The sequence below is a fragment of the Nitrospirota bacterium genome (genome assembly GCA_016207905.1).
Classification (GTDB): Bacteria; Nitrospirota; Thermodesulfovibrionia; order Thermodesulfovibrionales; family JdFR-86; genus JACQZC01.
The window spans coordinates 1-13,318 of the sequence record JACQZC010000093.1 but is presented as its reverse complement, the minus strand read 5'-3'; the positions used below and the strand labels follow the sequence as shown (position 1 = coordinate 13,318).

Here is a 13,318-nt window from a genome sequence, read left to right as displayed (position 1 = left end):
AAGGATTGGGACCGCACAGAGACGCCCTGAAGCTCTGCAACCTTATTGAGTCTCAGAGCATGTTCTGATTGAAGAAGAATTGGGACTTGACTATCGGGACCATTCCATCTATTGCAGGCTGTCTCAGAGCATGTTCTGCTTGAAGAAGGATTGGGACTGATTTCGGACTGGCTTAAAGGTTGTTTCACAATCAGTCTCAGAGCATGTTCTGATTGAAGAAGGATTGGGACGAAAAATATCCGCTTCAATCTCTGTGAGGCTGAATGAGGTCTCAGAGCATGTTCTGATTGAAGAAGGATTGGGACTTAGTAAGTCGGAGTTACTAACATCTTAAGCTTCTGTCTCAGAGCATGTTCTGATTGAAGAAGGATTGGGACAATCCCTGCAAGAACTGCTTGATTGATTATCATGGTTGTCTCAGAGCATGTTCTGATTGAAGAAGGATTGGGACACAAAGCAAAGCCCCCAATCCCCCCTATCGTAACCCACCGAAAATCAGACCTGGCGACTATGGCTGTTTGACAAAGAAATGTTTATTTAATTATGATTTGTAGCTATGTATTTTCAGGAATTGAAATTCAGGCTCGATGAGTTCTGGGCAGGAAAAGGCTGTGCAATGCTTGAGCCTTATGACATGGAGGTTGGTGCAGGGACATTTCATCCAGCAACTTTTCTAAGGGTGCTTGGTCCAGAGCCATGGCGTGCCGCCTATGTCGAGCCCTCAAGAAGACCAACTGATGGAAGATATGGGGAAAACCCAAACAGGCTTCAGCACTACTACCAGTATCAAGTCATTCTCAAGCCCTCGCCTGAGGACTCTCAGGAGATATATCTTAAGAGCCTCTCTGCCATAGGCATTGACCCTAAAAAGCACGACATCAGGTTTGTAGAGGATGACTGGGAATCTCCAACATTGGGTGCATGGGGACTGGGCTGGGAGGTCTGGCTCGATGGAATGGAAATCACTCAGTTTACCTACTTTCAGCAGGTAGGAGGATTTGACCTCAAGCCAGTCTCGGTTGAGATTACATATGGACTTGAAAGAATCGCAATGTATCTTCAAGGCATAGACAATGTATTCAACATAAAATGGACAAATGACCTAAGCTATGGAGACATCTACCATATCTCAGAAAAGGAATTCTCTAAATATAATTTTGAGCTCTCAGATGCATTGCTTCTCATGAGGCAGTTTGACGACTTTGAGAAGGAATGTATAAGGCTTAATAAGCTGAATCTCATACAGCCTGCTTATGAGTTCTGCCTTAAATGCTCTCATACATTTAACCTCCTCGATGCAAGGGGCGCCCTTTCTGTGACAGAAAGAACAGGTTATATGGCAAGGGTAAGAAAACTGGCAAAGGCATGTGCAACCTCATACCTTAAACAAAGGGAAGAATTGGGGTTCCCACTTCTTAAAGGAAATAGGATTTGAGCCCAACACTTTTGCTTGAAATAGGCGTAGAGGAAATCCCTGCAAGGTTTCTGCCTGATGCGATTCAGAGCCTTGCACAGAGCTGTGAGACAACCCTTAGAGAAAATTCAATAGGATATTCAAATATTAAAACATATGCCACTCCAAGAAGGCTTGCGGTTTTTGTAGAAGGCATTCCATTAATGCAGAAAGACAGTGTAAGGGAGGTTTTCGGTCCGCCTAAGAAAGTTGCGCTGAATGAAGATGGCTCTTTTACAAAGGCAGGGCAGAAGTTTGCAGAGTCTCAGGGTGTTTCTGCTGATAAGCTTATTATTAAGAAAAAAGACAAGGGCGAGTATGTATCTGCCATAGTAGAAGAAAAAGGCATGGCTGTAAAGAATGTCCTTCCAGAGGCGATTAAAAAAATAATCCTCTCTATGAATTTTCCAAAATCCATGAGATGGGGAGATGGCTCTTTAAGGTTTGTTAGACCAATAAGATGGATAATGGCAATGCTGAATTCAGAGGTTATTGAGTTTGAAATAGATGGCATCCGTAGCAGTAATATCACATATGGACATAGATTCCTTTCACCTTCTCCCATAGAGATTAAAGACATAAACAAATACGAAAGCCTCCTCAAGAGAAATTTCGTTATCCCTGACCCAAGTAAAAGGGAAGAGATGATAAATAAACAGGTAAGGGAGCTTACAGGAATCAGTGTTATGGATGAGGAACTTCTTAAAACTGTAACATACCTTGTGGAATACCCGCAAGCAGTGCTCGGTAGTTTTCCAAAAGAGTATCTTAGTCTTCCAGATGAGCTTATAGAATCCGTTCTTAAGGGACATCAGAAGTATTTCTCTATCAAGGATAAAGGTAAGCTCAAGAACCAATTCATAGTGATAAGCAATACAACTAAGGAAAACGATGACACTATAAGGCTCGGCGCTGAAAGAGTCATTAAGGCAAGGCTCGAGGATGCAAGGTTTTACTATGACGAAGACAGAAAAAAACCACTCATTGAAAGAGTAGAAGACCTTAAAAGGGTAACCTATCAGGAAAAATTAGGAAGCCTCTATGACAAGACAATGAGGGTCAAAACTATCTCAGGCTTTATTGCAGATAGATTGAAGATTAACAGGGATAATGCCGAAAGGGCAGCACTTCTTTCAAAGACAGACCTCATTACAGGTGTTGTAAGGGAATTCCCAGAGCTTCAGGGTGTGATGGGGTATTATTATGCCTTAGGCGACAATGAAGACTTTGATGTCCAGTTTGCTATAAGAGACCAGTATCGTCCCCTACACTATGGAGACTATATTCCGAAAAACGATACTGGAGCAATTTTAAGTCTTGCGGACAAAATGGACAACATCTCATCATTCTTTTCCATAGGCTTAAAGCCTACAGGCTCAGAGGACCCGTTTGCCCTGAGAAGGGCTTCCATTGGAGTAATAATGATACTCTTAGACAAGGAATATAGAATCTCGATAGGAGAGGTTCTTGAAAAATCTGTTTCAAATATCTCTCATGTAAAAGAGTTAGAGCCTATCATAGGAGAGATTTCAGAGTTCTTTGAAGTTAGGATAGAAAACCACCTCCTTGGCATTTATGCTAAGAATTATTCCCCTGATGTAATACAGTCCATACTTCATATGTCAACAGCCCTTCCACTAATAGATATAAAAAAAAGGATGGGTGCCCTGATGGGTTTCAAGTCCGCCCCTGAATACAGTGATTTCCTCCTTGCCATAAAGCGTGTAAGAAACATAATACCAAAAAGAGAAATGCCCTCGCCTAAGTTAGAGCTTTTCAGGGAAGAGGAAGAAAAAATGCTCTTTAAAGTATTAATGAATGTAAAAGAGGAAAGAGATAGGTTTATAGATGCTGGTTCGTATAAGGATGCACTAAGGGTCATTTTAGAGTTGACCCAGCCTATAAATAATTTCTTCGATAAGGTCCTCGTAATGGACAAAGACGAATCCATAAGGCAAAACCGCCTGAGCCTTCTAATGGAGCTCTGGAATATGGTCTCAGAGCTTGCGGATTTCTCTGCCCTAACTGAGAAGGATTAAATACCGCCTTCGAGCCTTCTAATCCTCTCCTCTATCGGAGGGTGTGTGCTAAAGAGCTTAAGAAGGGTTCCGCCTGAAAGGGGGTTAACTATGAACATATGGGATGTTGCCGGGTTTGCATTCATAGGGACCTTCTTGGATGCCCAGTGAAGCTTTCTCAGGGCATTGCTTAAGAATCTCGGATTACCCGCAATCCTTGCACCTGCTTCGTCTGCGGCATATTCCCTTCCTCGGGATATTGCCATCTGAACTAAAAGTGCGGCTAAAGGCGCCAGAATTATCATGGCAATTGCACCAATTGGGTTTCCGCCTTCATCGTCACTACTACCTCTGCCAAAGATGAGTCCCCAGTGAGCCATGGTTGCAAGATAGCTTATTGCGCCTGCAATTGTTGCGGCTATTGTGCTTATGAGAATGTCTCTGTTTTTAATGTGTGCAAGCTCATGCCCTATAACGCCTGATAGCTCCTCAGGGCTTAGCATGTTCATTATGCCTGTTGTTACAGCCACTGCGGCATGAGAAGGGTTTCTGCCTGTTGCAAAGGCATTTGGCTGGTCAGCCTCCATTAAATAGACCTTTGGCATTGGGAGACCTGCCTTTCGTGTGAGTGCCCGAACAATGCCGAAAAGCTGAGGTGCGGATGCCTCTTCCACCTCTTTTGCACCATACATCCTTAAGACTATCTTGTCGCTAAACCAGTATGCAAAGAAGTTCATTCCAATGGCAAATACAAGGGCTATTGTCATGCCCTGTTTGCCTCCGAATAAGCCTCCTGCCCATACGAGAATAACCGTAAGGGCAACCAGTAACAATGTTGTCTTTATATAATTCATTTTGTCTCCTCCTAAGATTTATTTTTAATTTTACATCAAAAGAAGGATATTTTTCAAGGCCTGAAGCCAGAACATGTCAGGCAGTTTGTATTTGACCACGATGTGACAGCTAAAAAGTGCCGGTGGTGGGAGTTGAACCCACACGGGATTACTCCCACCGGATTTTGAGTCCGGCGCGTCTGCCATTCCACCACACCGGCTAAGCACTGCCTTTATTTATTCTTAACGAAGCTCCTTACGCTTCTGTCATATGTCCTTTCAGCTTCTTTGCTAAAGAAACATGCAGGTAGCTCTCCATTTTGCCTGTGATAGTGAAGACACTCACAGCACCGGTATTTCCTTTTGCAGGGCTCATATGTGCAGTTACAGTGCTTTTTGTTCTGCTCCATCATGCACTCCATAATAACCTCCTACAAATATCATAAAAGATAATGGATTGGGGATTCAACCTCTGCCTAATTAAATTTTAAAACTACTTGAATATCTTCATGTTTTCCTATAGACTTATCTTAAATCTTAAGTTAAGGAGGTCTTATATGGCAAGCTTAAACCTAAAGAGACTGCTTAATGAGGCTATAGCAAGGGAGATTGCTGTCAGCATTCAATATATGTGGCAGCATGTCATGGTAAAAGGCATAGTCACCGAATCGGTTGCACCTGTTTTCAGGACTACTGCTCTGACCGAGATGAGGCATGCAGAGCTTATAGCAGAAAGATTAGATTACATTGGAGGAGTGCCAACGACAAAGCCAACAAAGATAGAGGTCGATGGTTCTGCAGAGAACATGCTTAAAAAGGATGTTAAGGCAGAGGAGGAGGCAATCGCACTTTACAGGTCAATCATAAAGCTTGCAGACAAGGAAGGAGATACGACTACAAAAATACTTATGGAAAAAATCCTTTCGGATGAGGAAGAACATCATAAAATCTTCACTACGCTTTTAGGAAAATAGGGGTTACGACCACGCGAATGAGGGGGGTTACGAGCTACCCTCTTGACTAATGCAATACCTAAAGGCTTAAATACCGTATGCGGAAAATCAGGGGAGCGTATTTTTTCATCGTATTTCTTGTTATTGTTTTTTCCTGTGCAAAAAAGCCTGAGCTAAAGCTTTCCGCAGACTCGGAGTTCGAAGATTCATTTGAAAAGGCAAACAAATACATAGAGGAAAAACAATACGAGGATGCAAGGGATTTGCTTAATAAGATAAAGACATACGATACCACGGATAAGTATGCGCCACTTGCACAATTAAGACTCGCTGATTCATACCTTAAAGAGGAAGAGCCTGAGATTGCAATGGAGGAATATAGCCGATTCCTCGATATGTACTCAAGGCACATATATGCGGCATACGCCCAGTATCAGATAGCAATGATTTACTTCAAGGAGATGACAGATGCCGAAAGAGGCTACGAGTCGGCAAAAAAAGCCCTTGAGGAGCTTGAAACCCTTAACAGCCTTTATCCGAGAAACCCATATAAAGAAGAGGTTGCCTCGATGATTGAAAAGTCTAAAGAGACTATAGCGGACCATGAGTTCCTCGTAGGTAAGTTTTACTTCAAAAAAAAGGCATACAAGGGTGCACTGGCAAGGCTCGTGGGAGTCCTCGAGATGTTCCCTGATTACAAAAACGAGGAAGAAGTCCTTTTTCTCATCCATACCTCTTATAAGGCATTAGGAGATAATGACAAGGCAGGACAATACCTCGACCTCCTTATGACCAAATACCCTGAAAGCAAGCTTGGGGCTATAAACCAGTGAGCAGTTTCTCGGAATCTAAAGCCTATCCTGTTTTTCTGGACCTGAGAGGTAAAAACTGTATGGTTATTGGTGGCGGAAGGGTTGCCGAAAGAAAGGCACTCAGCCTTTTAAGTGCAGGCGGAGATGTAAAGGTTATAAGTCCTTCTCTGACATCGAGGCTTAAAAAAGAGAGATCCAAAGGGAATATAAAACACATAAGCAGGCATTATAGAAAGACAGACCTCAAATCAGCCTTTCTCGTTATTGCGGCAACAGGCTCTCATAAAAGTAACAGTAAAATCGCAGAGGATGCCAAAGATGCCCTTCTCAATGTTGTTGACACACCATCTCTTTGTAGTTTCATAGTGCCCTCGACTATAATAAGAGGGCCCCTTCAAATTGCAATCTCCACATCAGGGCTCAGTCCTGCAATGTCAAAGACAATAAGAAAAGAGCTGGAAGTACTTTATCCTAAAAGTCTGGGGAGGTATCTTAATTTCCTTCGGGGAGTCAGAGAAAAGGCATCGAGAGAGATTAAAGATAAAAAGAAAAGGCAGAGGTTTCTTAAATCCCTCGCATCTCCTGAGGCGATAAATGCCCTAAGACAAGGTTTTACCTTGAAGAAGGCTCTTGCCCTTATTAAACCCCCTTAGATTAAAAATCTCTCCAATAGTTGCCCCTATATCTGAGAATCCTTCTCTTAGTCCTAAATCCGACGAAGGATAGTCTTTTGAGTAAAAAAGCACTGGCACATACTCCCTCGAATGGTCTGTGCTTGGGGTTGTCGGGTCGTTTCCATGGTCTGCTGTGATGAAAAGATAATCTTGCTCTTTAAGTTCAGGTAGGAAATCCGAAAGCCATGTATCAAACTCCCTGAGTGCAGATGCAAATCCATGAGGGTCGTTCCTGTGCCCGTAAAGTGTATCGAAGTCCGTGAATGTCGAAAATAGAATTCCTTCCTTCATCGATGGGAAAAGCTCATTTATCCTATTCATGGCATCACTGTTACCCTTTACTTTTATAGAGCAGGCGAACCCTCTCTCGGCAAACATATCAATGACCTTTCCAACTGATATAACCTCGATGCCTGCTTTTAGAAGAAGGTCAAGCACTGTGTCCTCTGGAGGTGGAAGCGAGAAATCCCTTCTCCTTGGGGTCCTCTGAAAAGGCGGGCCTATAAATGGTCTTGCAATGACCCTGCAGACATTATGGGGAGGCTTGAGAATCTCCCTCGCAACCTCGCAAACCCTATAAAGCTCTTCTACTGAAACGACAGCCTCGTGTGCGGCTATCTGAAAGACACTGTCAGCAGATGTATAGACTATAAGGGCGCCTGTTTTCATATGCTCCTCTCCAAGCTCCTTTATTATCTCTGTGCCTGATGCAGGCTTGTTTCCGAGAGTCTTTCTTTTAGTCCTGTTTTCGAATTCAGCTATCACCTCATGAGGAAACCCCTCTGGATAGATTGGAAACGGCTCGGAAGTGACCACTCCCATCATCTCCCAGTGACCTGTTATGGAGTCTTTGCCTTTCGAGAGCTCTGACATGATGCCGTATGATGCACGGGGATTTTTATTTTTAGCAATGCCTTTAAAGTCCCCAAGGTTTCCAAGCCCTAATGCCTCAAGGCAGGGCAGATGGATTCCTCCTACTTCATAAGAAAGATTCCTGAGAGTATTACTGCCTTCGTCTTTATAAAGAAAGGCATCAGGCATCTCTCCGATACCAAGTCCGTCAAGCACAAGCAAAACCACTCTCTTCATAAAAAAGAATAACATATAAGTAAAAATTCAGGATGCTATAATTGCCTTATGAGGCTCTTTATCGGAATCTTCCTTTGTTCCTTCTCTGCGATCTCATATGAGATTACACTGACAAGGATATTTTCCATATCCCTTTCATATCACTTTGCCTTTATGGTTGTAAGCATTGCAATGTTAGGCATTGCCCTAAGCGGAACCATTCTTTCGATTTATCCACGCCTTAAAGACTTATCCCGACTGGGGCTTTATTCGATTCTTCTTTCTGTCTCTATACCATTAAGTTATCTCCTCTCAAACCAGCTCCCATTTGACCCTGTAAGGCTTTCATGGGAAAAAGTGGCATTCTTATACATCCTTGCTTATTATGCGGTCTTGAGCATACCGTTTTTCTTCTTTGGCATGATTATGTCAACTGCATTTAGCCTGAAAAGCAAAGAATCTGGGCTTATTTATGGCTCGGACCTTTTAGGAGCAGGGCTTGGAAGCATCTCTGCAATACTCATTATGGCATGGGCTGGCCCAGCAATGTCTGTGTTTTTCTTTTCAGCTATATCCGCATCCGGGGTATTCGTCATAGGAAGGAAAAAGGCAGGCATCGTACTGGTTGCCCTGAATGCCTTATTTATTATTCTGAGTCCTTCCTTTATGCAGATAAGGATGTCTCCTTATAAGGGTCTTCAGCTTGCCCTTCAATACCCCGATGGCATGCACATGAAGACCTATAACAGTGGTTTCTCGCAGGTGGACACTTTTAGAAGCCCTGCTGTAAGGTTTGCCCCGGGGCTAAGTCTTAAATATCTCGATTCCCTTCCTGAGCAAATCGGTCTTTCCATAGACGGAGGGGATATTACTGCTATAACGCGACCTGACAGTAAGGCAGGGTTTTTGAATTTCCTTCCCTCCTCTTTGCCCTATGAGCTTAGAGAAAATGCAGATGTCCTCATCGTAGAGCCAAAAGGAGGACTCCATGTCATTCTTTCAAGACACTATAGCTCAAAAAACATATACAAGGTGGATTCAAACCCCCTCGTTATAGATGTCATAAGAAAAGACCTCGGAGAGTTTTCAGAAGGCATATACGATGAAAATACCTATAAGGGGCTTGCAAGAAGCTACCTCAGGGCAAGTGAAAAGACATTCGATATTATTGACATCTCTCTTATGAGCTCAATGCCCTCGGGAGTGTTCGGCATTGCAGAGGATTACAGGTTTACGGTTGAGGCATTCAGGGAATATCTCTCACATCTTAAGCCAAAGGGCATTTTGAGTCTAAGTCTATTTATCATTCCACCTCCAAGAACAGAGCTTAGGCTCCTTAACACTGCTATCAGGGCAATCGAAGATGAAGGCATAAGGGATGTAGAAAACCGCATAGCATGCATAAGAAGCTGGGGCAGTATATGCATGCTAATTAATCGCAGTCCTTTTTCTCCTTCTGAGATAAATGTCATAAAAGACTTCTCAAAGGCAAGGAACTTTGACCTTATATATTATCCCGGGATTAAAGAAGAGGAAAGCAATGTGTATGTAAAGATGCCTTCAAACGAATATTACAAGGCATTCAAAAGGCTAATACATGAAGACAGGGAATCCTTTAGAAGGGATTATATCTTCGATATAAGCGAGGTGTATGACGATAATCCCTTTTTTAACTATTATCTCAAGGCTAAAAACCTCATCGAGATATATAAGGTAATGGGCAGGAAATGGCAGTATTTCATAGATGAAGGTGGCATTCTTTTAGTCATATTCATTCAGGTGGTTTTTATAAGCATCATTGTCATATCCCTTCCTTTGCTTTTCTCGAAAGGGAGTCACGGACTCCCACGAAATTTAGGTGGCACTATTGCCCCTGCAAGCCTTTCGTATTTTGCACTTTTAGGCATTGGCTTTATGTTTGTCGAGGTGCCCCTTATACAGAAGATGATTCTTCCGCTTGAACAGCCATCCTATGCAGTGGCAATTGTGCTATGCTCTGTGCTTATAGGCTCGGGAGCAGGGAGCCTCTTAAGCGTTAGGTATAAATCTCTAAGGAGCACATATGTGCTCATAGGGCTTTCGGCTGTCATAGCTCTCTTAAGCCTTCTTTTGCCTTATTATGTATTGGCAATATCGGCGTATTCGCTTCCCCTGAAGGTTCTGCTTTTGTTTTTACTTATAATGCCTCTTAGTTTTCTGATGGGCATTCCATTTCCTCTGGGAATAACAACGCTCGGAAGCCCTTCGGAGAAATCATCCGAAGGTCATAGCTTTCTGATTCCATTTGCATGGGCAGTGAATGGGTGTTTCTCTGTGCTTAGCCCTATACTATCTCAGATGACTGCCATGACATTTGGTTTTAGATGGGTCATGTGGCTTGGAGCAGGGGCTTATGCCATGGCATTTATCGTATTGAGATTTATTCGTAACCAAATGCACCCTTAAGCCCCCAGCCGAGCTTGTCGTTTATGAGCTTCTCATAAAGCCTTCTCGTTATGAAGGACTGACAATGAACCTCGTCATCGTAGAATTTGGTTTGTATGTTAAATTGCCTTCTTAGCTCACGAGGGCTTAGCTTCATCGAGCCTACTGCATAGCTCCACCAGTTTCCCGGATAGGTTGCAATGGGCGAGGCATAAAGGTCAACCAGAGGAAATGCGCCTTTTAATATCTTCTGAACCTCTATCACCGTGTCCCTGTGAAGAAGTAAGGACTCCGAGTGCGTAACGAACATCCCTTCCTCCCTGAGACAATTCCTTACGGAGCCAAAGAACTCATCTGTAAAAAGTGTTCTCGCAAAACCAATAATATCCGTTGAGTCAACTATTATGACATCTATATCTGCCTTTGGGGATTTCCTTACGAATTCGGCACCATCCATTATCCTTACCTCAACCTTCGGGTCAGAGATATGAGAGGAGACAGAGGGGAAAAACTTCTTTGACACATTTATAACCTCCTCGTCTATCTCGACGAAAAAGACCTTCTCTACTGTTTTATGCTTTAAGACCTCTCTTACCACCCCTCCGTCTCCGCCTCCTATGACAACGACCCTCTTTGGATTGGGATGTGAGTGCATAAGAACATGTGTGAGCATCTCATGATAGAAAAACTCATCTGCCTCTGTAAGCTGAACCACATTGTCAAGCACGAGGATTCTTCCGAAATCCGGGTTTTCTATAACCATAATGTCCTGAAACTTACTTCTTCCTTTATAAAGTATTCCACTTACCTCATAGCCATACTCAATCGGCACAAATGGAGCTCTTTCTAAGAATCTAATCATAAGTTACCTCCTATATGAGAATTGTTTTTGGTATAGAGAAGCCATTGAACTCAGAGGCATAAGACACTGTGTATGCACCGCTTGAAAGAATCAGCATAAGGCTTCCAACCTCTGGCTCTGAAAGCGTGACATTTTGCTCTATGACATCGAAGCTGTCACAGCTTGGCCCTGTAATGGTCCATCTCTTTTTCTGTTTGCTGTCCTTGGATGCCTCTACTATGTAGCTGTACCTGATGCCACCTAAGCTTTCCATGAGTCCATTAAAAACACCAACATCTATGTAAAGCCAGTTGTCATCTCCCCTTTTAGCCTTTCCTATGACAGAGCTAACGAAGAGCCCTGCATCTCCAACAACTGCCCTTCCGGGCTCGATTAATATAGATATGTCATGGGGGAATTTCTCGAATATGAGGTTGTTCACATTTTCCTCTATTGCCTCTATACCGACCACATCCTTTGTATATTTTATAGGGTATCCTCCACCTATATTGAGCATATTGAATCCTATCCCTTTTTGCTCTGCCATATCCCAAAGGGCTTTTGCCTTATAAAGTGCAGTGCTCCAGTTATGCATGTTTGTGCATTGACTGCCCACATGGAATGTGATTCCAACCGGGTTGAGCCTTTTGTTTTTTGCATAAACGACGAGTTTCATGGCATCGTCGATCTCAACCCCGAATTTCCTGCTTAAGGGCCATTCAGAGCCCTCATTTGGCACAGAAAGCCTAACATAAACATTTGCATTTGGAACGAACTCCTTGAGCTTATCCACCTCTTCTTTTGAGTCAAAGGCATAATATCTTATGCCATATTCTCCTGCCATCCTAAGAAACCTGAATGACTTTACAGGGTTAGAGGTGAGTATCCTTTTAGGAGAGACCCCAATGCTCGAAAGCAATTTTAGCTCTCCCTCTGATGCAATCTCAAAGCCCATGCCTAAGCCATCGAGGAACCGAATTATCTCTATATCCGGGTTTGCCTTGACCGCATAGAAGACCTTTGAGTTTTTGATGTTTTTGCCAATAGCAGATACCTTCTTTTTTACCTGCTCTTTGTCTATGAGAAGAAACGGTGTTTCAACTGTCCTTTTATCCAGATATGTCAGTGCCTTAAACAGGGTTGGCTTTGAGATAATCTTTCTAATGAAAGGCTCTATCTTAAATATCCTTAGCATAGTTAATAATAGAAATTTTTTATTTTAAATGCAATAATACTCTTTTATTGCCGCCCCTTTCTGCCATTGCAATGCCGACGAACAATTTGGCGTATGAGATTACACATCGTTGCCATCTCCTTTTTTTATAGGTTCAGATGTTTTCGACTAAGTCTTTGTCTTTATTTGATTTTTCAGCCATTTCACAGTTCAAATGTTCAGATAAATCATGTTTTCCTTGAACAAAGACATCATTGATTTTTAAGGGATTTTTCTCTAAGCAAGGGGGCTGTTCAAATCCCTGTTCAGATAAATTGGGTTTCAGCTTTGAATCTAAAGGGTTTTCCTGTTCAAATAGCCTTGCCTTATCAAGGAGTATTGCAGAGGCAATGACCTTGTCTTTAAGGGATGCATAATTGAGGTTTATAATGTTTATGCTTCCTAAGATATAGTCTGCGAGCATGTAGTGTTTTGCAGAGAGCCTCTGTCTTAGCTCTTTTATGAATCCTTTGGTTTTCTCTGGAGACTCCTTTGATATATTATGCAGAGTTCCTGTGCTTATATCTAAGGCATCTGCTATCTCCCTATAGGTTTTTCCTGAATCGAGAAGTGCCTTTGCAATGTCCCGTTTGTCTTTAGAAATCTTCTTCATAATACCTCCCTAAGCCAGCTTAAATTAAAAAATATGAAATTGTCCATATGAAATCCTTCACTGGAAATCCTTCATCTTGACAATTTCACGGATTTTATGATATGTGGCAAACTCTTTTCCCCTCTATTAAGAGGGGTCAGGGGTGTGTAATCCCCTCTCCCCTTGCGGGAGAGGGCTGGGGTGAGGGGTGATTGGACTTTTCTGTTCACCCTCCCCCAACCCCTCCCCTCAAGGGATGGGCTTTTTAGAGAGGTCATTCTGAATCATTCCCTGAACTTGTTTCATGGGTTTTTTCAGAATCTCAAAAATTCCTCTTGACTTTCTACCCCCCAGATGCTTTTATATGTCAGGTTTGGTCTTGCCGAAAAGGCAAAATTCAGGTAACTGAATAACGCAAAGCCACCTGTCCTGAGCTT

General features: G+C 42.7%; 12 protein-coding genes, 1 tRNA gene and 1 riboswitch. Of the genes, 6 read left to right on the top strand and 7 right to left on the bottom strand.

Features of this window, described 5'->3' with window-relative positions; genetic code table 11:
• Positions 1-556: 556 nt before the first annotated feature.
• Together HY805_10910 and HY805_10905 are read left to right on the top strand one after the other, a co-directional pair.
• Positions 557-1,435 carry a glycine--tRNA ligase subunit alpha gene (locus HY805_10910; GenBank protein MBI4824716.1) on the top strand — a complete coding sequence of 293 codons (879 nt, stop codon included), beginning with the start codon at positions 557-559 and terminating at the stop codon, positions 1,433-1,435.
• On the top strand, positions 1,432-3,492 hold the full coding sequence (locus tag HY805_10905) for a glycine--tRNA ligase subunit beta (protein ID MBI4824715.1): 2,061 nt from the start codon (positions 1,432-1,434) through the stop codon (positions 3,490-3,492). Before HY805_10910 ends, HY805_10905 begins: the two co-directional genes overlap by 4 nt.
• Here HY805_10905 and htpX read toward each other — a convergent pair.
• The 3 genes from htpX to HY805_10890 form a co-directional block, all read right to left on the bottom strand.
• Entirely contained in the window at positions 3,489-4,325 is an 837-nt protein-coding gene (gene htpX / locus HY805_10900) for a zinc metalloprotease HtpX (protein MBI4824714.1), read from the bottom strand. The two genes, HY805_10905 and htpX, sit on opposite strands and share 4 nt — an antisense overlap.
• Before the next feature lie 117 nt (positions 4,326-4,442).
• Positions 4,443-4,525: transfer RNA gene (locus HY805_10895), tRNA-Leu, on the bottom strand.
• 12 nt (positions 4,526-4,537) lie between these two features.
• Positions 4,538-4,726 (bottom strand): hypothetical protein, encoded by a 189-nt coding sequence (locus tag HY805_10890; protein MBI4824713.1) that lies wholly within the window; start codon positions 4,724-4,726, stop codon positions 4,538-4,540.
• A gap of 135 nt (positions 4,727-4,861) precedes the next feature.
• Between HY805_10890 and HY805_10885 the strand changes: the two genes are divergently transcribed.
• From HY805_10885 to HY805_10875, 3 genes are all read left to right on the top strand, one after another.
• Positions 4,862-5,278, top strand: a complete 417-nt coding sequence (locus HY805_10885) for a ferritin-like domain-containing protein (GenBank protein ID MBI4824712.1) — start codon at positions 4,862-4,864, stop codon at positions 5,276-5,278.
• 77 nt (positions 5,279-5,355) lie between these two features.
• Complete coding sequence (gene bamD, locus HY805_10880; GenBank protein ID MBI4824711.1) at positions 5,356-6,090, top strand: outer membrane protein assembly factor BamD; 735 nt, start codon at positions 5,356-5,358, stop codon at positions 6,088-6,090.
• A 59-nt stretch (positions 6,091-6,149) separates the two neighbouring features.
• Positions 6,150-6,722, top strand: a complete 573-nt coding sequence (locus tag HY805_10875; protein MBI4824710.1) for a bifunctional precorrin-2 dehydrogenase/sirohydrochlorin ferrochelatase — start codon at positions 6,150-6,152, stop codon at positions 6,720-6,722.
• Here the strand turns inward: HY805_10875 and HY805_10870 are convergent.
• Entirely contained in the window at positions 6,669-7,832 is a 1,164-nt protein-coding gene (locus tag HY805_10870; protein ID MBI4824709.1) for a phosphopentomutase, read from the bottom strand. The two genes, HY805_10875 and HY805_10870, sit on opposite strands and share 54 nt — an antisense overlap.
• 48 nt (positions 7,833-7,880) lie before the next feature.
• Here HY805_10870 and HY805_10865 point away from each other — a divergent pair, with 48 nt between their 5' ends.
• Positions 7,881-10,256, top strand: a complete 2,376-nt coding sequence (locus HY805_10865; protein ID MBI4824708.1) for a hypothetical protein — start codon at positions 7,881-7,883, stop codon at positions 10,254-10,256.
• On the opposite strand, the gene speE is transcribed toward HY805_10865, so the two are convergent.
• The 3 genes from speE to HY805_10850 all read right to left on the bottom strand — a co-directional run bounded on the left by speE (position 10,231) and on the right by HY805_10850 (position 12,902).
• Positions 10,231-11,097 (bottom strand): polyamine aminopropyltransferase, encoded by an 867-nt coding sequence (speE, locus tag HY805_10860; protein MBI4824707.1) that lies wholly within the window; start codon positions 11,095-11,097, stop codon positions 10,231-10,233. The genes HY805_10865 and speE overlap by 26 nt on opposite strands.
• Positions 11,098-11,107: 10 nt before the next feature.
• Positions 11,108-12,271 carry a type III PLP-dependent enzyme gene (locus HY805_10855; protein ID MBI4824706.1) on the bottom strand — a complete coding sequence of 388 codons (1,164 nt, stop codon included), beginning with the start codon at positions 12,269-12,271 and terminating at the stop codon, positions 11,108-11,110.
• Between the two features lie 133 nt (positions 12,272-12,404).
• Positions 12,405-12,902 (bottom strand): hypothetical protein, encoded by a 498-nt coding sequence (locus tag HY805_10850; GenBank protein ID MBI4824705.1) that lies wholly within the window; start codon positions 12,900-12,902, stop codon positions 12,405-12,407.
• 358 nt (positions 12,903-13,260) lie between these two features.
• Positions 13,261-13,318: riboswitch (cyclic di-GMP riboswitch) on the top strand. This riboswitch is flagged as partial in the annotation.